Annotated in this window: 17 protein-coding genes; 6 read left to right on the top strand and 11 right to left on the bottom strand. The window is 70.7% G+C overall.

Annotated features, from left to right (window positions below; genetic code table 11):
• Nucleotides 1-57: 57 nt before the first annotated feature.
• The 7 genes from ACFVGS_RS20205 to ACFVGS_RS20235 all read right to left on the bottom strand — a co-directional run bounded on the left by ACFVGS_RS20205 (nucleotide 58) and on the right by ACFVGS_RS20235 (nucleotide 11164).
• Nucleotides 58-1167 (bottom strand): ABC transporter ATP-binding protein, encoded by a 1110-nt coding sequence (locus tag ACFVGS_RS20205; RefSeq protein ID WP_384420110.1) that lies wholly within the window; start codon nucleotides 1165-1167, stop codon nucleotides 58-60.
• Entirely contained in the window at nucleotides 1160-2218 is a 1059-nt protein-coding gene (locus tag ACFVGS_RS20210; RefSeq protein ID WP_384420108.1) for an ABC transporter ATP-binding protein, read from the bottom strand. The genes ACFVGS_RS20205 and ACFVGS_RS20210 overlap by 8 nt, the downstream gene beginning before the upstream one ends.
• Before the next feature lie 13 nt (nucleotides 2219-2231).
• The gene (locus ACFVGS_RS20215; protein WP_384420106.1) at nucleotides 2232-3185 is read right to left on the bottom strand and encodes an ABC transporter permease; all 954 of its coding nucleotides are present in this window, start codon (nucleotides 3183-3185) and stop codon (nucleotides 2232-2234) included.
• Entirely contained in the window at nucleotides 3178-4110 is a 933-nt protein-coding gene (locus ACFVGS_RS20220; protein WP_384420143.1) for an ABC transporter permease, read from the bottom strand. The genes ACFVGS_RS20215 and ACFVGS_RS20220 overlap by 8 nt, the downstream gene beginning before the upstream one ends.
• A 176-nt stretch (nucleotides 4111-4286) precedes the next feature.
• Nucleotides 4287-5927, bottom strand: a complete 1641-nt coding sequence (locus ACFVGS_RS20225; protein WP_384420104.1) for an ABC transporter substrate-binding protein — start codon at nucleotides 5925-5927, stop codon at nucleotides 4287-4289.
• 493 nt (nucleotides 5928-6420) lie between these two features.
• Entirely contained in the window at nucleotides 6421-8322 is a 1902-nt protein-coding gene (gene typA, locus ACFVGS_RS20230) for a translational GTPase TypA (protein WP_384420101.1), read from the bottom strand.
• 355 nt (nucleotides 8323-8677) lie between these two features.
• Nucleotides 8678-11164 (bottom strand): ABC transporter family substrate-binding protein, encoded by a 2487-nt coding sequence (locus ACFVGS_RS20235; RefSeq protein WP_385693234.1) that lies wholly within the window; start codon nucleotides 11162-11164, stop codon nucleotides 8678-8680.
• Between the two features lie 249 nt (nucleotides 11165-11413).
• Here ACFVGS_RS20235 and ACFVGS_RS20240 point away from each other — a divergent pair, with 249 nt between their 5' ends.
• The 4 genes from ACFVGS_RS20240 to ACFVGS_RS20255 are packed head-to-tail and all read left to right on the top strand — an operon-like array spanning nucleotide 11414 to nucleotide 15172.
• Nucleotides 11414-11641 (top strand): hypothetical protein, encoded by a 228-nt coding sequence (locus ACFVGS_RS20240; RefSeq protein WP_384420095.1) that lies wholly within the window; start codon nucleotides 11414-11416, stop codon nucleotides 11639-11641.
• A 16-nt stretch (nucleotides 11642-11657) separates the two neighbouring features.
• Entirely contained in the window at nucleotides 11658-12479 is an 822-nt protein-coding gene (locus ACFVGS_RS20245) for a hypothetical protein (RefSeq protein WP_384420093.1), read from the top strand.
• Nucleotides 12480-12498: 19 nt separating this feature from the next.
• Nucleotides 12499-14388 carry a fumarate reductase/succinate dehydrogenase flavoprotein subunit gene (locus ACFVGS_RS20250; protein ID WP_385693285.1) on the top strand — a complete coding sequence of 630 codons (1890 nt, stop codon included), beginning with the start codon at nucleotides 12499-12501 and terminating at the stop codon, nucleotides 14386-14388.
• Nucleotides 14389-14398: 10 nt separating this feature from the next.
• Nucleotides 14399-15172 (top strand): succinate dehydrogenase/fumarate reductase iron-sulfur subunit, encoded by a 774-nt coding sequence (locus tag ACFVGS_RS20255; RefSeq protein ID WP_384420091.1) that lies wholly within the window; start codon nucleotides 14399-14401, stop codon nucleotides 15170-15172.
• Between the two features lie 46 nt (nucleotides 15173-15218).
• On the opposite strand, the gene ACFVGS_RS20260 is transcribed toward ACFVGS_RS20255, so the two are convergent.
• Nucleotides 15219-16238 carry a hypothetical protein gene (locus tag ACFVGS_RS20260; RefSeq protein ID WP_384420088.1) on the bottom strand — a complete coding sequence of 340 codons (1020 nt, stop codon included), beginning with the start codon at nucleotides 16236-16238 and terminating at the stop codon, nucleotides 15219-15221.
• 174 nt (nucleotides 16239-16412) lie between these two features.
• Between ACFVGS_RS20260 and ACFVGS_RS20265 the strand changes: the two genes are divergently transcribed.
• Together ACFVGS_RS20265 and ACFVGS_RS20270 are read left to right on the top strand one after the other, a co-directional pair.
• Complete coding sequence (locus ACFVGS_RS20265; RefSeq protein ID WP_385693235.1) at nucleotides 16413-18542, top strand: TPM domain-containing protein; 2130 nt, start codon at nucleotides 16413-16415, stop codon at nucleotides 18540-18542.
• 65 nt (nucleotides 18543-18607) lie between these two features.
• On the top strand, nucleotides 18608-19318 hold the full coding sequence (locus ACFVGS_RS20270) for a PspA/IM30 family protein (RefSeq protein ID WP_384420082.1): 711 nt from the start codon (nucleotides 18608-18610) through the stop codon (nucleotides 19316-19318).
• Nucleotides 19319-19326: 8 nt separating this feature from the next.
• On the opposite strand, the gene ACFVGS_RS20275 is transcribed toward ACFVGS_RS20270, so the two are convergent.
• The 3 genes from ACFVGS_RS20275 to ACFVGS_RS20285 form a co-directional block, all read right to left on the bottom strand.
• On the bottom strand, nucleotides 19327-22059 hold the full coding sequence (locus ACFVGS_RS20275) for a SpoIIE family protein phosphatase (RefSeq protein WP_385693236.1): 2733 nt from the start codon (nucleotides 22057-22059) through the stop codon (nucleotides 19327-19329).
• Between the two features lie 144 nt (nucleotides 22060-22203).
• The gene (locus ACFVGS_RS20280) at nucleotides 22204-22626 is read right to left on the bottom strand and encodes an ATP-binding protein (protein WP_384420077.1); all 423 of its coding nucleotides are present in this window, start codon (nucleotides 22624-22626) and stop codon (nucleotides 22204-22206) included.
• A 109-nt stretch (nucleotides 22627-22735) separates the two neighbouring features.
• Nucleotides 22736-23203: a (deoxy)nucleoside triphosphate pyrophosphohydrolase gene (locus ACFVGS_RS20285; protein WP_385693237.1), complete on the bottom strand. Its 468-nt coding sequence runs from the start codon at nucleotides 23201-23203 to the stop codon at nucleotides 22736-22738.
• Nucleotides 23204-23223: the final 20 nt, after the last annotated feature.

The following is a 23223-nucleotide window of genomic DNA, read 5'->3' on the forward strand; positions in this document are numbered from 1 at the left end:
ACGAAGGCCCCGGCTCCCCCCCTGGGGTGCCGGGGCCTTCAGGTCACGTCACACGGCTCAGCTCGCGTGCACGACGTCCTTCTCCTCCGCGAAGTGGCACGCGGACTCGTGCGCGGCGGGCGTGTCCAGCCCGCGGAAGCGCTCCGGGATCGCGAGCACCGGAACCTCCGTGGCGCACTTGTCCTGCGCCTTCCAGCAGCGGGTGCGGAAGCGGCAGCCCGACGGCGGGTTGGCCGGCGAGGGCACGTCACCGGTGAGGATGATCCGCTCGCGGTTGGCGCGGGCCTCCGGGTCCGGCACGGGCACCGCGGAGAGCAGCGCCTGCGTGTACGGGTGGGTCGGGTGGTCGTAGATCTGGGTGTCCGTACCGATCTCGGCCATCTTGCCCAGGTACATCACGCCGACACGGTCCGAGATGTGCCGGACGATCGACAGGTCGTGCGCGATGAAGATGTAGGAGAGGTTGAACTCCTCCTGCAGCTTCTCCATCAGGTTGATGACCTGCGCCTGGACGGAGACGTCCAGGGCGGAGACCGGCTCGTCGCAGATGATGATCTCCGGGTTGAGCGCGAGGCCGCGGGCGATGCCGATGCGCTGGCGCTGACCGCCGGAGAACTGGTGCGGGTAGCGGTTGATGTACTCGGGGTTGAGACCGACGACGTCGAGCAGCTCCTGCACCTTGCGGCGCCGGTCGCCCTTCGGGGCCACCTCGGGGTGGATGTCGAAGGGCTCGCCGATGATGTCGCCGACCGTCATGCGCGGGTTGAGCGAGGTGTACGGGTCCTGGAACACCATCTGGATGTTCCGGCGCACGGCCTTCAGGGCGCGGCCGGACAGCTTGGTGATGTCCTGGCCCTTGTAGAAGACCTCGCCCGCGGTGGCGCGCTCCAGGTTCATCAGGAGCTTGGCGACCGTGGACTTGCCACAGCCGGACTCGCCCACGATGCCGAGGGTCTCGCCCTGGAAGAGGTCGAAGGAGACCCCGTCCACGGCCTTGACCGCGCCGACCTGCTTCTTGAAGAGGATGCCCTGCGTCAGCGGGAAGTGCTTCTGCAGGTTGCGCACCTGGAGGATCGGCTCGCCGCGCTGGATCGGCGCCTCGATGGCGGCTACGGCCTCCGCCTCGGACACGGCCCCGGCCTCATCGTTCTTGCTGAGCTCAGCCATGGATCGTCTCCTTCCAGAAGTGGCAGGCGCTCTTGCGGCCCGGCAGCTCGGCGCCGTCCTGCTCGGTGACCGGCACCAGGGCCGGAACCTCGGTGTGGCACAGGTCGGTGGCCTTGGGGCAGCGCGGGTTGAAGGCACAGCCCGACGGGATCCGCAGCAGGTTGGGCGGCAGACCCTTGATCGCGTAGAGCTCCTGGCCCTTCTGGTCCAGGCGCGGGATCGAGTCCAGCAGACCCCGGGTGTACGGGTGGGCCGGGCGCGCGTACAGCTCGTGCACCGGCGCCTGCTCGACGATCCGGCCGGCGTACATGACCGCGATCTTGTCCGCGACGTCGGCGACCACGCCGAGGTCGTGGGTGATCAGGATCAGACCCATGTTGTATTCCTGCTGGAGCTCCGCGAGGAGGTCCATGACCTGGGCCTGGACGGTCACGTCGAGCGCCGTGGTGGGCTCGTCCGCGATGATCAGGTCCGGCTCCAGGGCCAACGCCATGGCGATCATGATGCGCTGGCGCATACCGCCGGAGAACTGGTGCGGGTAGTCGGTGACCCGGGCCTTGGCGGCCGGGATCTTGACCCTGTCCATCAGCTCGACGGCCTTGGCCGTCGCTTCCTTCTTGGACAGGCCCTGGTGGACCCGGAACATCTCGCCGAGCTGGTAGCCGACGGAGAGGACCGGGTTCAGCGAGGACAGCGCGTCCTGGAAGATCATCGCGATCTTGCGGCCGCGGATCCTCCGGCGCTCCTCCTGGGACATCTTCAGCATGTCCTGGCCGCGGAACAGGATCTCGCCCTGCGGGATCTTGCCGGGAGGCATGTCGAGGATGCCCATGATGGCCTGCGCCGTCACGGACTTGCCGGAACCGGACTCGCCGAGCACGGCCAGCGTCTCACCGGCGTTCACCGAGTAGTTGACGCCGTTGACGGCCTTGGCCACACCGTCGCGGGTGTGGAACTCGACGTGCAGGTCACGGACTTCGAGCAGCGGCCCGTTGTAGTCGTCGCCGCCGCGCGGCGCGGGGACGGTCGCGGTCTTGTCGATAGTGCTCACGTGTACGCCCTCCTCAGCGCAGCTTGGGGTCGAGGGCGTTACGGACGGCTTCGCCGAGCATGATGAACGCCAGGACGGTGATGCTCACCATGATCGACGGGTACAGCAGGATGTGCTGCGACGTACGGATCGCCTGAACACCGGCGGAGATGTCGACACCCCACGAGACGGTCGGGGACGCGAGGCCCAGACCGAGGTACGACAGGGTGGCCTCGGCCGAGATGTAGCCGCCGAGCGCGATGGTGGCGACGACGATCACCGGGGCCATGGCGTTCGGCAGGATGTGCCGGAACAGGATCCGGGTCGTGCCGGCGCCCAGCGCCTTCGCGGCGTGCACGTAGTCGGCCTGCTTCACCGTGATCACCGCACCGCGCATGACGCGGGTGATCTGCGTCCAGCCGAGGAAGGCCAGGGCGAAGACGACGACCCAGATGGTGCGGTCGGTGAAGGACTGCAGGACGACCATGGCGCCGAGCAGGAACGGGATGCCGAAGAAGATGTCGGTGACCCGCGACAGCACCGCGTCGATCAGGCCGCCGAAGTAGCCGGCGATCATGCCCATGATGCCGCCGACGATGGTGACGATCAGGGTGACGGCGATGCCGACGATGATCGAGGCACGGGTGCCGTGGATCAGTCGGGCGTAGACGGAGCGGCCCTGGATGTCGTATCCCAGCCAGCCCTCGGAACCGATGTTGCCCAGCTCGGGCTTGCCCACGTAGTGCTTCACGAGGTCACCGGCGGTCGGCGACGCGCTGGTGAACAGGCCCGGGAACGCGGCGATCAGCAGCAGGAAGAAGATCAGCACCGACGACACGATGAAGTACGGGTTGCGGCGCAGGTCACGCCAGGCGTCGCCCCACAGGGAGCGGGCCTTCTCCTGCTTCGGCGCCCCGGTGTCCGCGACGACGGAGGGGGTGTCGACGGCTTCGTCTGCCACGGTGGCGGTCTTGGTCACGTCAGGCATAACGGATCCTCGGGTCCAGGACCGCGTACAGCAGGTCGATGAGCAGGCTGGTGACGAGGTAGACGATCACCAGGATGGTGACGAGTCCGACGAGGGTGCTGCCCTCACGACGGGAGATGGACTCGTAGATGAGGCCACCGACACCCTTGATGTTGAAGATGCCCTCGGTGACGACCGCACCGCCCATGAGGGAGCCGATGTCGGTGCCGAGGAACGTCACGACCGGGATCATCGAGTTGCGCATCAGGTGGACGCCGATGACCCTGCTCTTCGGCAGGCCCTTGGCGACCGCGGTGCGCATGTAGTCGGCGCGCAGGTTCTCGGCCATCGAGGTACGGGTCAGCCGGGCCACGTACGCGAGGGAGAGGCCGCCGAGCACGATCGCCGGGGCGATCAGCTCCGAGAACAGCTGGTCGTTGCTGACGTTCGGCTCGATCCAGCCCAGCTGGAAGGCGAACACCATCTTGATGATGAAGCCGAGGACGAAGACCGGCACCGAGATGATCAGCAGCGTGAAGATCAGGATGGCGTTGTCAGCCAGGCGACCGGCCTTCAGGCCGGCGATGATGCCGAGCGTGACACCGAAGACCAACTCGAAGGCGAAGGCCAGTGCGGCCAGTTGGAGCGTCACCGGGAAGGCGTCACCCAGCACTTCGGTGACCGGGCGCCCGTTGCGGATCTGCGTCCCGAAGTCGAAGTGAAGAATGATGCCGGACATGTAGTCCCAGTACTGCTTGAGAATCGGCTGGTCGAGTCCGAGCTCATGCTTGATCTTCGCGAGGGTCGCGGGGTCCACGCCCTTGTCGCCGAACAGACCCGCCACGGGGTCGCCGGGCAGGCTGTAGACCATCAGGAAGATCAGCAGGGTTGTCCCGAAGAAAACCGGGATCATCTGGAGCAGTCGTCGTGCGACATAACGCCCCATCATGCCTCCGTTGAGATGTCACAGCGGCAGCCGGACGGGCCCTTCCTCGACACCGCACCCGGATTCGGGCACGGTCAGGTCGCGGAAGGGCCCCCCAGCCACTGCGTAAGGCGCCGGATGGAGCCGGCCGGCGGACGGCCGGCTCCCCTCACGGCATGCGGACTACGCTTGTGGGTTTACTTGTGGACCTCGACGCCGGTCAGGATCGGGTCACCGTCCTGGCCGAACTGCACGCCGGTCACCTTCTCGGAGTAGCCCGCGTTGACCTTGTAGTACCACATCGGGATCGACGGCATGTAGTTGACCAGGTCCTTCTCGATGGCCTGGTACGCCTTCACCGACTCGTCGAGGGTCTTGGCCGAGTCGGCGGCCGCGATCTTCGCGTCCAGCTCCTTGTTGGAGAAGCCACCCTGGTTGCCACCCGCACCCGTACGGAACAGGTCGGAGATGAAGTTGGCGTTCACCGGGTAGTCGAGCACCCAGCCGGAGCGGTAGAACGACTTGACCTGCTTGTTCTTACGAGCAGTCAGGTCGGCCTGGAAGTCCGGCTTGCCGTCGCCCACGCACTGGACACTGGTCGCCTGCTGGATGGAGTTGCAGACGGCCTCCACCCACTCCTTGTGACCGGAGTCGGCGTTGTACTGGATGAAGATCTTGTTGTTCGGGACGCCGCCGCCGGCCTTGATGAGCTCCTTGGCCTTGGCCGGGTCGAACTTGGTGACGTCGCCCGCCGCGTTCTCCTGGAAGCCCAGGACGCCCTTGGCCACCCAGCCCGTCGCGGGCTCACGGGTGCCGTTCAGCACCGTCTTGGTGATGGTGGCGCGGTCGATCGCCATCGACAGACCCTGGATGACCTTCGGGTCGACCGGCTTCGGCTTCGACCACTGGTCGGCGTAGAAGGCGACGGCGATGGTCTGGATCGCGGAGTACGGCTGGTCCACGGCGCGGTCGCCGAGGTCCTGGCGGTAGACCGGCAGGTCCTTCGGGCCGACCTGGCGGATGACGTCCAGGTTGCCGGACTTCAGGTCCTCGTACGCGGCCTCGACGGTGGTGTAGTTCTTGAAGAGCACACCGCCGTTCTTCGCCTTGTTCGGGCCCTTGTAGCCGTCGTAGCGGACGATCTCGATCTGCTTCTTGTGGTCCCAGCTCTTGAACTTGTAGGGACCGTTGCCGACCGGCGACTGGCCCGCGGCCTTCGGGTCCTTGAAGAAGGACTCCGGCAGCGGCGCGAAGACGATGTAGGCCAGCTTGTGGGCGAAGTACGGAACGGCCGTCTTCAGCTCGATGGTGAGCGTGTTGTCGTCAACGACCTTGAGGCCCTCGAGCTTGTCGGCGGTCGCCTTGGCGCCCTCCTCCTCGGGGTGGACCTTCTCGAAGCCCTTGATGTCCGCGAACCAGGACGCGAGGCCCTGGGCGTTCGCGATGTTGGCGTTCCAGTTCCACGCGTCCACGTAGGACTTGGCGGTCACCGGGGTGCCGTCGTGGAAGGTCCAGCCCGGCTTGAGCTTGACGGTCCAGGTCTTGGAGTCCGTGGTCGTGACCGACTCGGCGTTGATCATCTCGAGCGAACCGTCGGCCTTGTAGTCGACCAGGGTCGAGAACAGGCCGGCCATGACGGAGGCGCCGTTGGACTCCATCGTGTCACCGGTGAGCAGCGGCTTCTCCGGCTCACCGAGGTCCATCGAGAAGATGCCGTTGGGGTCGACGGCGCCTGCGGCACCCTTGTCCCCGTCGCTCTTGCCCCCGCCACAGGCGGTCGCTGCCAGGGCGACGACGATCGCGCCCGCTACCCACTTGGCGCTCTTGGCACCGCGCATGGGAGTTCCTCCTCATGAGTCCACTTGTCACTACAAGAGGGGCACTTCGGGTGCTGCCGACACCCCTGACGGCGTTTCACCCATGTACCCCGAGTGTGCTCGTGAGTCGGCACTCCCCACAGTGCGTGACCCATTGACCCGAGCTCAATGGAGCCAACTATTAAGTACGTCCGGGCTGTAAACCACACTTAAGTGGTCTCGGTTTGACAACATCAGCAGGGGCCGTAAGACCGAAATCCGGACAAAGCGAGCACAGACAGACACCGACGAAACGGACCGTTAACACACGTTCCGGAGAGCGACGACCGATATCCGGACGTCGCCCCTCCGAAATCAGGTTGACGAAAAGTTGACGATCGCACGAAGAAGGGTCCGGCCCCTCGCACGTCGTACGAGGGGCCGGACCCGGAGTGTGATGTTCCGCTCAGCCGACCCCCGTAGGGGCCGGCGGCGTGCGGCGTCAGCCGCTGTCGACGCGTGTGCTGTCGGTGCGTCAGCCGTTCTTGGCGCGGGAGGCGGCGCGGGCGCGCTCGCGCTGGTCCAGGTTGACCTTGCGGATGCGGACGGCCTCCGGGGTCACCTCGACGCACTCGTCGTCGCGGCAGAACTCCAGGGACTGCTCCAGGGAGAGCTTGCGCGGCGGGACGATCGCCTCGAACGAGTCGGCCGACGACGACCGCATGTTCGTCAGCTTCTTCTCCTTGGTGATGTTCACGTCCATGTCGTCGGAGCGCGAGTTCTCGCCGACGATCATGCCCTCGTAGACCTCGGTGCCCGGGTCCACGAAGAGGACGCCGCGCTCCTGCAGGTTGGTCATCGCGAACGCGGTGACCGAGCCGGCGCGGTCGGCGACCAGGGAGCCGTTGTTACGGGTCTGGAGCGGGCCGAACCACGGCTCGTGGCCCTCGTGGATGGAGTGGGCGATGCCCGTGCCGCGGGTCTGGGTCAGGAACTCCGTGCGGAAGCCGATGAGGCCGCGGGACGGGACGACGAACTCCATGCGGACCCAGCCGGAGCCGTGGTTCGACATGTTGTCCATGCGGCCCTTGCGGACGCCCATGAGCTGGGTGACGGCGCCCATGTGCTCCTCGGGCACGTCGATCGTCATGCGCTCGACCGGCTCGTGGACCTTGCCGTCGACGTCCTTGGTGACGACCTGCGGCTTGCCGATGGTGAGCTCGAAGCCCTCACGGCGCATCTGCTCGACCAGGATGGCCAGGGCCAGCTCGCCGCGGCCCTGCACCTCCCAGGCGTCCGGGCGCTCGGTGTCGAGGACGCGCAGCGAGACGTTACCGATCAGCTCGCGGTCCAGGCGGTCCTTCACCTGACGGGCGGTGACCTTGCGGTCCTTGACCGCGGCCTTGGCGTCCGCGCCCTTGCCGGTGCCGCCGCGGCCGACCAGCGGGGAGGTGTTGGTGCCGATGACCATGGAGATGGCCGGCTCGTCGACCGTGATGAGCGGGAGGGCGACCGGGTTCTCGGGGTCGGCCAGGGTCTCGCCGATCATGATGTCGGGGATACCGGCGACGGCGCAGATGTCACCGGGGCCCGCCACCTCGGCCGGCTTGCGGGTGAGCGCCTCGGTCATCATCAGCTCGGTGATGCGGACGTTCTGGATCGAGCCGTCGCGCTTGATCCAGGCCACGGTCTGGCCCTTGCGCAGCTCGCCCTGCTCGACGCGGAGCAGCGCGATACGGCCGAGGAAGTTGTCGGCGTCGAGGTTGGTGACGTGGGCCTGGAGCGGCGCGTCCTCCTCGTAGGCCGGGGCCGGGACGTGCTCCAGGATCGTGGAGAAGAACGGCTCCAGGTTGGTGGAGTCCGCCGGGACGGTGCCGTCCTCCGGCTTGGTCAGCGAAGCGATGCCGTCACGGCCGCAGGCGTAGACGATCGGGAACTCGATCTGGTCCTCGTCGGCGTCCAGGTCGAGGAAGAGGTCGTAGGTCTCGTTGACGACCTCGTCGATCCGGGAGTCCGGGCGGTCCGTCTTGTTGATGCAGAGGATGACGGGCTTGCGCTGCTGGAGGGCCTTGCGCAGCACGAAGCGGGTCTGCGGAAGCGGGCCCTCGGAGGCGTCGACGAGCAGGACGACCGCGTCCACCATCGACAGACCGCGCTCGACCTCGCCACCGAAGTCGGCGTGGCCGGGGGTGTCGATGATGTTGATCGTGATCGGGGCCCCGCCGTCCTTGGGGTGGTACTTCACCGCCGTGTTCTTGGCGAGGATCGTGATGCCCTTCTCACGCTCCAGGTCGTTCGAGTCCATGACTCGGTCGTCGACCTGCTGGTGGGCGGCGAAGGCACCGGCCTGCTTGAGCATGGCGTCGACGATGGTCGTCTTGCCGTGGTCGACGTGGGCGACGATGGCGACGTTACGGATGTCGTGGCGCGTGGGCATGGGTGGCTTGCGCTTCTCTCGGATCGTGGGAATCGGCGTCAGTTCCTCTTACGCCCGCCGGGCGGACGCGCCACGGCTATGTCCTATGGTACGGGGCTGCCGTGCAAGGGGCTTCCCCGGAGGGATCCGAGAGGGTCTACTGGGAGATTTCAGGGTGTGGGGAAGATCATGCGACCGGGTCAAAGGGCCGTCGCGATCCTGCCCGCCGGGATCACCGGCGGGCAAGGAACTTGAGCTGGTTCTGAGCTTGTGACTTGGAGTTTCGGCCGCTTTCGGGTAATGGGGCGGTTTGCGCGCGGCCCGTGCGGCCGCGGAGCCCCGCATTCCGCCGCGGGCGGGCGGCCGCGGGGGCGGCCTAGCGCCTGTTGCGCTCGGCGCCCTGCGCGGTCTCCGGCTTCTTGAAGCCGATGTCCTGGTAGCGCGGGGCCGCGAAGCCCCAGGCTCCGGCGTTCACCACCTCGGACTTGGCCGCCACCAGCTGGGGGCGCTGGTAGAGCGGGATGGAACCGGCCGCGGCCCAGATCCGGGCGTCGGCCTGGCGGACCAGGTCACGGGCCTCCTCCTCGTCGAGGGTGCTCGCCGCCTGGTCGAAGAGCTGGTCGATGCGGTCGGTGCCGACCCGGGCGTAGTTCTGCTCGACGAGCAGCGAGCCGTCGGAGGCCGGCTCCGGCTTGGCGTAGATCGGCCGGGCGTCGGTCGCCGGGAAGGCGGTGGCGGGCCAGGAGTAGAGGGCCAGGTCGTACGCGCCGGAGGCGATGTGGTCCTTGAAGAAGCTCTCGTCGGAGACCTTCGTCACCTCGGTGCGGATGCCGACCGCGTCGAGCATCCGGACGATCCGGTCGCCGACCGCCCGCAGCGACTCCGAGCCCGGCCCCGAGGGCAGCACGAAGCGGAGGCTGAGCGGCTTGCCGTCCTTGCCGAGCGCCTGCGCGGCCGCGTCCGCCACGGCCGGCGCGGCGGAGCCGCGCGGCGCGTAGGCGCCGGCCACCGGCTTGGCCGGGTGGGCCTGGAGCCGGGAGTGCGCCTGGGTGCCGGTGGCGGTGCCGGAGCCGGTGTCGAGGGCCTCGGCCTGGCTGAGCAGGGCGGCGCTCTGGAAGGCGGCGACGGGGGCCGGGGCGAGGATGTTGGTGCCGTTCTCCGGCCCGCCGGCGCCGATCAGCGGGCTGATCCTGCGGTCACCGGGCTTGTCGTCGCCGACGATGTACATGCCCTCGTCGGAGGCGGCGTCGGCCTCCTTCTTCCGCGCCTTCTCGTCGGCCGCCTTCTTCTCCGCGGCCTTCTCCTCGGCCGACTTCTCCTCGGTCGACTTCTCCTCGTCGGAGGCCGCCGCGTCCTCCTTCTTCTTCGCGGCGTCCTGCTTCGCCGTCTCCGCGGCCTTCTCGGCTGCCTTCTTCTCCGCCTCGCTGCCCGCCTTCGTCCCCGCCGCCGGGGGCTTCTTCAGTGCGCCGCCCGGTACCCAGCCCGCGTCGGCGAGCAGTGCCCGCGCCTCCTTGGTGTCCTGGTCGCCGAGCGCGTCGCTGCTGTCGGCGTACGCGGCCTGCCCGGCGAGCGCGAGGTGGCTGCCCGGCGGCCTGGCCGGCAGCCCGAGCGGCTTGAGCACGGTCTCGGCCAGCTCCTGGCGGTCGATGGCGCGGGCCACGGCCCGGCGCACCCGCTCGTCGGCGAGCGGTCCCGACTCTCCGTTGAGGGAGAGCTGGGTGTAGGCGGGCTCCAGGGACTTGCGGACGACGAACTTCGCCAGGCCCTTCTGTTCGGCGGCATACGCGGAGACGGCCTTCTGGTTCTTCTCGCGGGCCGCCCGCACCTCCCCGGCCTTCTCCTCGTCGGAGCCGTACGCGAGCGCCCAGGACCTGAGGGCCGCGGCGGGGGTGATCCCGGCACCGGGCCCGTGGGCGACCGCGCCCCGCGATCCGCTCCTGGCGGCCTGGGCGTCCCGTACCGCGAGGGCGATCCGCTCGGCGGTGGCCCGGTCGATCTCGGCGAGGTCCAGCTTGCCCGCGGCCAGCGCGCCGGCCCGGTCGGCGCGCGGGACGGCGGTGAGGACGAGGCTGTCGAGCTTGGCGCTCTGGCCCCACCAGCGGGGGTTGCGGGCGAGGGTGACGTTGCCGCCCTTGCGGTCGATCGCCTTGAGAAGGAACGGTCCTGCTGTGGTCTTGAGCGTGGTGCGCGCGCCGTCGTTGAAGGTGTTCGGGGAGCCCATCACCTCCTTCGGGTAGAGCGGGGTGAAGAGCGCGCGCCAGTCGGCGTACGGCTTGGCGAAGGTGACCCGCACCTCCAGGTCGTTCTTGCCGCGCTCGATCTTCTCGATCCGCTCGTAGCCGGCGTTGCGTGCGGTCCAGTACGCGGTGTCGCGGCCGCTGAGCGCGCGCCACTGGGCGACGAAGTCCGGTGCGCCGATCTCCCGGCCGTTGCTCCACACCGCCTGCTGATTGAGCTTGTAGAGGACGACCTGGCGGGGCTCGGTCTCGACGACCTGCGCGGATTCCAGGAAGTCCGGGTTGAGCCGGGGCCGGCCGCGCTCGTCGAGGGTGTGCAGGGCGGGGAGCACGGCCCCGGCGACCCGGGCGGTGGCGCCGTCGGCGTCCGCCTGGAAGGCGTTGAGCGTGGTGGGCAGCGCGTCGACGGCCCAGCGCAGGGTCCCGCCGTCGGCGACCCGGTCGCGTGCGGCCGGCGCGTTGTCCTGGGCGGCGGTGGGCGGCTCGTCGCCGCTGTCGCCGGAGCTGCATCCGGCGAGGACGGCGAGGGCGAGGACCGCGCTGCCGAGGGAGGCGACGGAGCGGAGCGTGCGGGAGCGGGGGCTCCTGGAGCATGTCCTCCCGCGAGGGGCGCCGACCTGGGACATGACTTGTACCCCTTCGTCCAGTTTCCTGCCATTTGGAGATGATCACACCTATTGCTCATACACTGAAAAGGACGGAGCGGATCCGGCGACGGCGACACGGCGGCACGGCGGGCAAACCCCACTCGTGCGGCCCAATCACCCGCACGCCGGGGCGCTCCGGACGAGTGGAATCACGTGCACACGGCTTCACAAGCGGGATGTGACGCGCGACACTCGCGTGTACCCGCGCTCGCGGAAGTGAGGGCAACCATGTCCGTTCAGGACGATCTGGCGGCCGTCAGGCGCCGTCTGCAGGACCTGGAACACACGGTCGAAGAACTGGAACGCCGCGTCGGGGCGGAGCGGAGCACACCCGGAATGCCGACCAAGGGGCGCGCCGAGAACATGGTGACGATCCCCGACACCCCGTACGACTCCCAGAAGTGGACGGACATCGACGACGAGGGCCTGGGAGCACGCGACCGCCACGCGCCGTAGAGCCGAGGAGGCCCTGTTGGCCACAGGTACCGAACCCCCTGCGGCGGCGACGGGGGTGCGCTCTCCGGGGCGCGCCTCCCTCGCCGCCCGCCATCTGCGCACCGACCGCTGGTGGCTGGCGCCCGCCGGCACCGCGGCGGGGCTGCTCGCCTTCGTCGCGTACTCGACCTGGCGGGCCTTCGCGAACGCCGACTACTACGCCGCGCCCTACGTCTCGCCCTTCTACTCGCCCTGCCTCGCGGAGAACTGCGTACCGATGCGCGGCGGCCCCAACTGGGAGATCTTCGGCAGCTGGTGGACCCTCTCCCCCGCCCTGCTGATCCTGATCTTCCCGCTCGGCTTCCGGCTGACCTGCTACTACTACCGCAAGGCCTACTACCGCGGCTTCTGGGCCTCTCCGCCGGCCTGCGCGGTGGCCGAACCCCACGGGGCGTACAGCGGCGAGACGCGCTTCCCTCTGATCCTGCAGAACATCCACCGGTACTTCTTCTACCTGGCCCTGCCGGTCGCCGGCGTCCTCACCTACGACACCGTGCTGGCCTTCCGCGACGAGCACTACGCGTGGGGCCACGCGGGCCTCGGAACGCTGGTCTTCCTCGTCAACATCGTCCTCATCTGGGCGTACACGCTGTCCTGCCACTCCTGCCGGCACGTCGTCGGCGGCCGGCTGCGGCACTTCTCGAAACACCCGGTGCGCTACCGGCTGTGGACCTGGGCGGGCCGGCTGAACCGCCGTCACATGCTCCTCGCCTGGTCCTCGCTGATCAGCGTCGCCGTGTGCGACCTGTACGTGTACCTCCTCGCCACCGGCGCCTTCGACGACCCGAGGTTCTTCTGAGATGACTCCTGTGACTCCGGTGAGTCCTGTGGAACGACAGCAGTGGGACGTGATCGTGGTCGGCGCCGGCGGCGCCGGCCTGCGCGCGGCGATCGAGGCACGGCAGCGCGGCGCCCGTACCGCCGTCATCTGCAAGTCCCTCTTCGGCAAGGCGCACACGGTGATGGCCGAGGGCGGCATCGCCGCCTCCATGGCCAACGCCAACCCGCACGACACCTGGCAGATCCACTTCCGCGACACCATGCGCGGCGGGAAGTTCCTCAACCAGTGGCGCATGGCCGAGCTGCACGCCCAGGAGGCCCCGGAACGTGTGTGGGAGCTGGAGACCTGGGGCGCGCTCTTCGACCGCACGCCCGACGGACGGATCTCCCAGCGCAACTTCGGCGGTCACGAGTACCCGCGGCTCGCGCACGTCGGCGACCGCACCGGCCTGGAGCTGATCCGTACGCTCCAGCAGAAGATCGTCTCCCTCCAGCAGGAGGACTTCCGTGCGACCGGCGACTACGAGAGCGGCCTCAAGGTCTTCCAGGAGTGCACGGTCACCCGCGTCCTCAAGGACGCTTTCGGCCGGGTCGCCGGCGTCTTCTGCTACGAGCGGGAGTCCGGGCGCTTCTTCGTGCTCCAGGCGCCCGCGGTCGTCCTCGCGACCGGCGGCATCGGCAAGTCCTTCAAGGTGACGTCCAACTCCTGGGAGTACACGGGCGACGGACACGCCCTCGCGCTGCTCGCCGGGGCGCCGCTGGTGAACATGGAGTTCGTGCAGTTCCATCCGACCGGGATGGTCTGGCCGCCGTCGGTGAAGGGCATCCTCGTCACCGAGTCGGTGCGCGGCGACGGCGGCGTGCTGCGCAACTCCGAGGGCAGGCGCTTCATGTTCGACTACGTCCCCGAGGTCTTCAAGGAGAAGTACGCGCAGTCGGAGGAGGAGGGCGACCGCTGGTACGAGGACCCGGACAACAACCGCAGGCCGCCGGAGCTGCTGCCCCGCGACGAGGTGGCCCGGGCCATCAACGCCGAGGTCAAGGCGGGCCGCGGCTCCCCGCACGGCGGGGTCTTCCTCGACGTGTCGACCCGGATGCCGGCGGACGTCATCCGGCGGCGGCTGCCGTCGATGTACCACCAGTTCAAGGAACTCGCCGACGTCGACATCACGGCCGAGCCGATGGAGGTCGGCCCGACCTGCCACTACGTGATGGGCGGCGTCGCCGTCGACTCGGAGACCGCGGCCACGGCCGGCGTTCCGGGGCTTTTCGCGGCCGGTGAGGTCGCGGGCGGCATGCACGGCTCCAACCGGCTCGGCGGCAACTCCCTCTCCGACCTTCTGGTGTTCGGGCGCCGGGCCGGGCTGCACGCCGCCGAGTACGCGGCCGGGGTCGTCGTCGACGAGGTCGGCGAGGAGGCGGTCGCCGCGGCCCGGGCGGAGGCGCTGGCCCCGTTCGACGGCGAGTCGTTCGGCGACGCCGCCGAGAACCCGTACACGCTCCACCAGGAACTCCAGCAGACCATGAACGACCTCGTCGGGATCATCCGGCGGGAAGGGGAGATGGCCGAGGCCCTGGAGCGGATCGCGAAGCTGCGCGAGCGGGCGCGACGGGTCTCCGTCGAGGGCCACCGGCAGTTCAACCCCGGCTGGCACCTCGCCCTCGACCTGCGCAACATGCTGCTCGTGAGCGAGTGCGTGGCCCGGGCGGCCCTGGAGCGCACCGAGTCGCGCGGCGGCCACACCCGCGAGGACTGCCCGTCGATGGACCGGGCCTGGCGCCCGGTGAACCTGCTGTGCCGGACGGTCGCCGACGGCGGGATCGAGCTGGAGCGGGTGCGCACCGAACCGATCAGGGCGGACCTGCTCGCCCTGTTCGAGAAGGAGGAACTGGCGAAGTACCTGGCCGAGGAGGAGCTCGAGTCATGAGGCGGGACACATGAGCACGTACGACGCGAGGTTCCGGATCTGGCGGGGTGACGCCGACGGCGGCGGACTCACCGACTACACGGTCGAGGTCCACGACGGCGAGGTGGTGCTCGACATCGTCCACCGCCTCCAGGCCACCCAGGCGCCCGACCTGGCCGTCCGCTGGAACTGCAAGGCCGGCAAGTGCGGCTCCTGCTCGGCCGAGATCAACGGGCGGCCGCGGCTGCTGTGCATGACCCGGATGTCGGTCTTCGCACGGGACGAGACCGTCACGATCACGCCGATGCGGGCCTTCCCGGTCGTCCGCGACCTGGTCACGGACGTCTCCTTCAACTACGCGAAGGCACGGGAGATCCCGGCCTTCGTGCCGCCCGCCGGGCTCGCACCCGGCGAGTACCGGATGCGGCAGGAGGACGTCGACCGCTCGCAGGAGTTCCGCAAGTGCATCGAGTGCTTCCTGTGCCAGAACACCTGTCACGTGGTCCGCGACCACGAGGAGAACAAGGCCGTCTTCGCCGGCCCGCGCTTCCTCATGCGGATCGCCGAACTCGACATGCACCCGCTCGACGCGGCGGAGGACACCGGCCTGGACCGCCGCCGCACCGCCCAGGACGAACACGGCCTCGGCTACTGCAACATCACCAAGTGCTGCACCGAGGTGTGCCCGGAGAACATCAAGATCACGGACAACGCCCTGATCCCGATGAAGGAGCGGGTCGTGGACCGCAAGTACGACCCATTGGTGTGGCTGGGCGACAAGATCCGGCGCCGGAGCGGCGGCTGAGCCGGGACCGGAGCGGCGGCTGAGCCCGGAGCGGTTCGGCCCCGGGTCAGTGCCAGCCCTCCCGGTAGGCCGCCCAGTCGCGCTCCTCCGCCGCGAAGTCGACGTACAGCGCGAGGCCGAAGCGCTCGCGGGCCGGGTCGGTGCGGCCGAGGCCCAGGCGGGCGCCGCGGACGGCCGCGGCGACGGTCTCGGCCGACTCGTGGTGGCCGAGGTCGTCCTCGTGGAAGAAGGGCAGGCCCATGAGCAGATCGGTCTCCTCGGGGGTCACCTCCAGGGCGAGGCTGGTCTGCTGGGCGACATAGCCGCCGTACAGGCCCTCCAGCGGCATCCACGTGTCGTACGACATGACGGCTATCTGGTCGACGCGACGGGCGACCTGGCCGAAGAACTCCTGCGACCACCACTTCTCGCTGCCGCTGACGGCCCCCAGGGCCGAGTGGGCGGCCGGCAGCGGGTCTATCTGGTGCGCGGCGACGGACAGCGGCGCCTTGCGGGCGCGGGTCAGCGTCCGCAGGTCGTCGAGCAGGGACAGGTAGTGGGCGTCGTCCGAGTGCAGCGGCTCCAGGTCGAAGTGGACGCCGTCGAATCCCGCGTCGAGGACCTGGCGGGCCGAGGTCACCACGGCGGCCCGCGAGCCGGCGTCCTCCAGGCGCAGTCCGTTCGGCCCCTCGGTGGCGAGGACGTCGCCCAGCCACGCGTGCACCCGTATGCCCGGCATGGTGCGGTGCACGGCGCCGATCAGCCAGGCCGCCCGCGGATGGCGCTCGGCGGGCAGGGTGCCGTCATGCTCCAGCGGCCCCGCGTGGACGTACAGGTCGCGGATGCCGGTGCCCTTGATCCGCGCGGCGAACGCGGTGAGGTCGGCGTCCTTCTTCCGGCCGTCGACCCACGCGTGGCCCAGCCATATCGCGTCCTTGCCGCGGGACCTGGCGTCCTCGCGGAGCTCCCCCGTGTAGTTGAGCCGGAGCGCCGTGCCCGCGGCCAGCACGGGCACCACGAGCACGAGGGCGAGTCCGAGGGCGAACCAGCGCCCCCGCCGCCACGCGCGCTTCCACCGTCCGGTCACCTGGGCCCCCCGAGGGTCGTCGTGTCACTGGAACCACCGTAGCGATGGCTACCGACAGTGACGCGAGCCTGTGGAGAACGGTTTCCGCACGGACCGCCGGATTCCGTTCCGCCGCGTTCCCGTCCGGACCCGGCCCGGTCGCGGGCACCCAAGCCCGGACATAACCTCACTTTCGTGACGCGAATAGCCGCCCGAGTCCTGCTGTCGACGTTGACGGCGGCGTGGTGGCTGATCGTGCCCGGCTCGCACGGCGCCCACGCCGACAACCCCGTCGTCCTGTCCCGCGAGGGGCAGATCACCGACCGGGTGGGCGCGCTCGGCGACCGCCGCGCCGAGGTGGCGGAGGCCCTCGACGGGCTCTACGACGCCCGGCGGGTGCAGCTCTTCGTCGTCTACGTACGGGACTTCTCCGGCCGCGGGTCACAGAGCTGGGCCGACGCCACCGCCGAACGGAACGGACTCGGCGACGACGACGTCCTCCTCGCCGTCGCCACCCACGACCGGCAGTACGGCTACACCGCCGACCCGGACTCGCGCTTCACCCAGGCCCAGCTCGACGACGTGGCACGCACCGCGATCGAACCCGCCCTGCGGCAGAACGACTGGGCCGGCGCCGCCATCGGCGCCGCGGACGGCTACACCGCCGTGCTCGCCGGACAGCCCGTGCCCGCTCCCGCGATCACCCCCGGCCCCGCCGACCCCGGCGGCGCCGCGCCCGAGGACTCGACCTCCGCGTCCGACCTCATCCTGCCCGTCGCCCTGGTCGGCGGCGCGGGCGCCCTCGCCGCGTACACGTACGCCCGACGCCGCCGCAGGACCGCCACCCGCACCACGCCCGGCGGCGGGGGCTGGGGTTCCGCCGCCGGAGGCACCGGCTGGGGCGCACCGAAGGGGCTGCCCCCGCTGCCTCCGCTCGACGAGCTGGACGGGAAGGCCCGCCAGGCGCTGGTCGCCACCGACGACGCGGTGCGCACCAGTCAGGAGGAACTGGGCTTCGCGACCGCCCAGTTCGGCGAGGAGGCGGTGACGCCCTTCACCGAGGCCCTGCGGTACGCGGAGGGCGAGCTCACGACCGCGTTCCGGCTGCGCCAGCAGCTCGACGACGCCGTCCCCGAGGACGACGCGACCCGCAGGTCCATGCTGGAGGAGATCCTGCGGCGCTGCGCCGACGCCAACGCCCGCCTCGACGCCGAGTCCGCCGGCTTCGACCGGCTGCGGGACCTGGAGCGCAGCGCCCCGCAGGCCCTGGCCGCGGTCGAGGAGGCGTTCCGCGAGCAGACCGGCCGGGTCGGCACCGCGGAGGCGGCGCTGACGGCGATGCGCGAGCGCTACACCGAGGCCGCCGCGGCCCCGGTGTCCGGGGACGTCGAACAGGCGAAGGACCGCCTGGTGTTCGCCACCGGCACGATCAACCAGGCCCGGCAGCTCATCGACGGCGGCGACAACGGCGGCGCGGCCGTGCAGATCCGGGCCGCCGAGGGCGCCGTCGACCAGGCGGCCCGGCTGATCGAGGCGGTGGACCGGCGGGCCCAGGAGCTCGCGGAGGCCGTGGGCAAGCTGTCCGGCGCGCTGTCCGAGACCGAGGCGGACCTGGCCGACGCCCGCGGGCTGCTCCAGGGCACCGCCGAGGACGTGCCGACGGCGGACCTGCGGGGCCGGATCGGCCGGGCCGAGTCGGTGCTCGCCGCCGTGCGGACCACGGTGGAGTCGGGCCGCTACGACCCGATCGACGCGCTGCGCCGGGTCGAGGAGGCCGACACCGCGCTCGACGAGGCCCTGGAGGGCGCGCGGGAACGCGAGTCGGGCAACCGGCGCGCCCGGGCGCTCCTGGACCAGACGACGCTGACGGCCCGGTCCGCGATCGGCGCCGCCGCCGACTACGTCACGACGCACCGCGGCGCGGTCGGTGCCGAGGCCCGCACCCGCCTGGCCGAGGCGCGGCGGCGGCTCGACCGGGCCGGGCAGCTGGCCGACGAGGACCCGGCGTCGGCGCTCGCCGAGGCGCAGCAGGCCGACGCGCTCGCCCGCCGGGCGCAGGAGCTGGCGGAGCAGGACGTGCGGGCGTACGGGAACCCGAACGGCCTGGGCGGTGTAACAGGAGTGGGAGGTGCCGGAGGCGGCGGGCTCGGAGGAGCCGTGCTCGGCGGCATCATCCTCGGCGGACTGTTCGGCGGAGGTCATGGGGGTGGTCACGGTGGTGGCGGTTTCGGTGGTGGTTTCGGGGGCGGAGGCTTCGGCGGCGGGCCCGGCAGCTTCGGCGGCGGTGGCACGCGCGGCCGGCTGGGCGGTGGCGGCCGCTTCTGACGCCGTCCTGTCTCTCACGACCCGTCTCGTACGTCTCGTACGTGGTGCACGCAAGGAGTCCGACCATGAGCAAGCAGACCGTCCTCGGCCGGGTGGCCCAGCTCGCGAAGGCCAACATCAACGCGCTGCTGGACCAGGCGGAGGACCCGCAGAAGATGCTGGACCAGCTGATCCGCGACTACGCGAACAACATCGCGGAGGCGGAGGAGGCGGTCGCCTCGACCATCGGCAACCTGCGGCTGATGGAGCAGGACCACCAGGAGGACCTGGAGGCGGCGAAGGAGTGGGGCGAGAAGGCCCTGGCCGCCAGCCGCAAGGGGGACGAGCTGCGGGCCGGCGGCCGGGCCGAGGAGGCGGACCGCTTCGACAACCTGGCGAAGGTCGCGCTGGGCCGGCAGCTCCAGTCGGAGAAGGAGGCGCGGACGGCCGAGCCGACGATCGCCGCGCAGACCGAGGTCGTGACGAAGCTCAGGTCCGGCCTGGACCAGATGAAGGCGAAGCTGAGCGAGCTTCGGGCCAAGCGGGACGAGCTGGTCGCACGGGCGAAGTCCGCCCAGGCGCAGAACCGGATGACGGACGCGGTGCAGAGCGTCGACCTCATGGACCCGACGAGCGAGCTGAGCCGCTTCGAGGACAAGGTGCGCCGGGAGGAGGCGAAGGCCCTGGGCAGGCAGGAGCTCGCCGCCTCCTCGCTGGACGCCCAGTTCGAGCAGCTGGACGCGCTCGGCGACCAGGCGGAGATCGAGGCCCGGCTCGCCGCCCTCAAGGCCGCCTGACCGACGCCTCAGAACATGCTGAGCAACTGGTCGACGGTGGGCTCGGCGGCGCCGTCGCCGTCCGGCAGCTCGAGTTCGAACCACACGGTCTTGCCGCGCGGCGTGCGGCGCGAGCCCCAGGCGGCGCTGAGCAGTCCGACCAGCTGCAGCCCGCGGCCGCCCTCGTCGGTGTCCTTGGCCCGGCGGCGCCGAGGCTGGACCAGACCCGCGTCCCACACCTCGCAGACCAGGGTGCGGTCGCGCAGCAGCCGCACCCTGATCTCGCCCTCGCCGTAGCGCAGGGCGTTGGTGACGAGCTCACTGACCAGCAGCTCCACGGTGTCCACGAGGGGTTCGAGCTCCCAGGCGGTGAGCTGGGCGCGGGCCAGCTCGCGGGCGCGGCCGACCGAGCGGGGTTCCCTGGGGAGCCGCCAGTCGCCGACCGCCTCGCTGGGGAGCCCCTGGATGCGGGCCATGAGCAGGGCGATGTCGTCCTCGCCATGGCGGGTGTCGAGGGTGGTCAGGACGTGGTCGCAGACGTCCTCCAGCGGCCGGCCCGGGTCGGTCAGGGCGCTGCGGAAGGCGCTCAGCCCCTCGTCGAGCGGATGGTCGCGGGACTCGACGAGACCGTCGGTGTAGAGCGCGAGGAGCGCGCCCTCGGGCAGGTCGACCTGGACCTCCTCGAAGGGCTCGCCGCCGACGCCGAGCGGCATCCCGGGAGGCACGTCGAGGAGCAGGGCCTCGCCGCCCGGTTCCACGAGCACGGGCGGGAGATGGCCCGCGTTGGCGAAGGTGCAGCGCCGGGTCACCGGGTCGTAGACCGCGTAGACGCAGGTGGCGAGGTAGACCTCGGAGAGTTCGGGACCGCGGGCCTTGTGGGCGCGGGCGGACTGCTGGGCCCCGGACGGGGCGCCGAGGCCGCGGGCGATCTCGTCGAGGTGGGAGAGGACCTCGGCGGGTTCGAGGTCGAGCTGGGCGAGGGTGCGCACGGCGGTGCGGAGTTCGCCCATGGCGACGGCGGCGCGCAGGCCGCGGCCCATGACGTCGCCGATGACGAGCGCGGTGCGGTGACCGGGCAGTTCGATGACGTCGAACCAGTCGCCGCCGACCTCGGAGCCGACGGTGCCGGGGAGGTAGCGGCAGGCGATGTCGAGTCCGGCGGCCTCCGGGTCGCCCGGGGGCAGCAGGCTGCGCTGGAGGATGAGGGCGCGCTCGTGCTCGCGGCGGTAGAGGCGGGCGTTGTCGATGCAGACGGCGGCGCGGGCGGCGAGTTCGACGGCGAGTGCGCGGTCGCGTTCCCCAAAGGGTTCGCTGCCCTTGGCCCGGGAGAACTGGACGAGACCGACGACGGTGTCGTGGGCGACCATCGGCACCACGAGCGTGGACTGGACGAGACTGCCGTCCGCGCCGGGCACGGTGCGCACCCGGCCGGTGCGCAGGGCTCCGGCGCACGCCGAGTTGAAGGCGTAGCGGTGGACGGAGCCGACCTCGATGGGGCTCTCGTCGCAACAGAGCTCGCCGGTCGCGGTGACCGAACCGGTGCTCATGGCGGATCCGGAGTGCGCGGCGGTTCCGGGGTGCCCGGCGGATCCGCCAGGCGCGGCGTGCCCGGCGGACCCGGCGTGCCCGGCGCTTCCGGCGCCTGCGGCGTGTCCGGCGCTTCGGGTGGGCTCGTCGTCCTCGCTCGGCCGCGGTTTGCCGACCCGTACGGGGGTGTGGGAAACGGCGCTGGCGACGGCCACGCGGCGGAGTTCGGCACTGCCCGAGCCGTAGCCGACGTCGTGGGAGCTGCCCCAGCGTCCCGGCGGGGCCTCGTCGCCGGTGAGCAGCCCCTGGTAGAGGTCGACGGCGGCGAGGTCGCAGAAGCCGGGCACGGCGACGTCGAGGAGTTCCCTGGCGGTGGCCTCCAGGTCGAGGGAGTTGCCGATGCGGGCGCCGGCCTCGTTGAGCAGGGCGAGGTTGCGGCGGGCGCTGGCGGCCTCGCGGGCGGCGCTCTGCCGGCGGGTGACGTCGATGCCGAGCCCGGCGACGCCGATGGGGCGCCCCGAGCCGCTGTGCACGCGATAGAGGTTGACCGACCAGTGGCGGCGGTCGCTGGAGCCGGGCGCGGCGCCGACGATCTGGAGGTCGGCGACGGACTCGCCGGTCTCCAGGACCTTGCGGAGCGCGGCGGTCATCCGGTCGGCCTCGGGCCTGGCCAGGTAGTCGTGGACGGTCCGGCCGCGGTGGTCGTCGGCGGAGCCGCCGAAGACCGTGGCGAAACGGCGGTTGGCCCGCTTCACGGTGAGGTCCGTGCCGAAGAGCAGGAAGCCGAACGGCGATTGGCCGAAAATGGCCTGCGAGGCGGCGAGGTCGGTCTCGATGCGGCGCAGGGCGCGCACGTCGACCACGATGCACAGCGCGGCCCGCTCGCCCGTCTGGGTCTCGCTGGGCATGACGTAGATCTCGGCGATGCCGTGCGGTCGGTTCTCGCCGGGGATCCGGAACGGGACGAGGCCCGTCCACTCCTTGCCGTCGAGGATCTCCCGGACCCTGTGGTGTCCCCGCTCGCGCAGGTCGGCGGGCATGAAGGCGTCGACCGGATCCTTGCCCCTGGCCTCCTCGGCGGTCACGCCGAAGAGCTCGACGGCCCGTCTGCTCCACTGGTCGACGAGCCCGTCGGGGCCTATCGAGAAAGAGGCGACCCGGATGTAGTCATAGATCGACCCGGGCGGGCTGCTCTGCCACACGACACCGCTCGCCGTCTCAGGTATCTCGCTCACGCGACCGTCCCCTCCAGCTCACCGCACCGGACCGGCCATGACGGCAGTATTCAGCACCATGGCCCCCGTCGGCACGACGTTCACGATCACAGGGTGGTCTCGTTCGTTTCCGGCCGAGCCCCGCTGATCGTCGTCCCACCCTGTTTACTCACCAGGCAGGGCCAGCTCGAACCACACGGTTTTCCCGTGGTGCCCGGCCTTGGTGCCCCAGCGGCGGGCGGAACAGGCCACGAGCTGGAGTCCCCGGCCGCCTTCGTCGTCCGGTCCGGCGGGCCGCTCGGTGGGCTCGTCCGGAAGCGGATCGGAGACTTCGACCAGGAGCGCGGGCCCGGGTCCGGGGCGGGTTCCGTCGGCGTTCAGGCGCACGAGGCGGACACCGATGGGCCCGGAGGCGTAGCGGAGCGAGTTGGTCACCAGCTCGCTGACGAGGAGGACGGTCACGTCGCCGATCAGGGGATCGAGCCGCCACGCCCTGAGGGTGTCGCGGACCGCGTGACGGGCCGTGCGCACGGCGTTGGCCTCCGCCGGAAAGTGCCACTCGGCACAGTCGCCTTCGGTGTCGATCACGAGGCCCACGTCCTATTTCGGGGGGTTAATCACGACATACCCGATATTCGGAGTGGGATATCGCACCGTGTAGGCCCGTCGGCGCATGGTGGCACGAACGGCGTAGGACTCAGCCCCGCGCGCCTTCGACAGGCTCCTCGGGGGCGTCGGAGGGGTCAGAGGCGCCGGGGACCGCCGGAAGAAGGCGGGCCGCCTCGGCGACTGCGGGGCGGTCCTGGTCGAGCCAGTCGACGGAGTCCAGTTCGTGACGGGCCAGCCAGCGCAGCTCGTCGTGGTCCTCCAGCGGCTCGGGCTCGCCGGAGAGCAGGCGGGCGGTCCAGACCCGCAGGACATAGCCGGGCTTGAGCGGCCACTCGCCGGGGATGCGCCCGACGGCCTCGGTCTCGACGCCGAGCTCCTCGCGCAGCTCCCTGACCAGGGCCTCTTCGGGGCTCTCGCCCGGCTCCAGCTTGCCGCCGGGCAGTTCCCAACGGCCGGCGAGTTCGGCGGGGGCGCTGCGGCGCGCGGCCAGCAGCCGCCCCCGGTCGTACAGGGCCCCGGCGACCACGACGACGGGGCCGGCACTGCGATCGGTCATGCCCGGGAGCCTAACCCGCC

The sequence above is a fragment of the Streptomyces sp. NPDC127114 genome (assembly GCF_042677525.1).
In the GTDB taxonomy this organism is placed as follows: Bacteria; Actinomycetota; Actinomycetes; order Streptomycetales; family Streptomycetaceae; genus Streptomyces.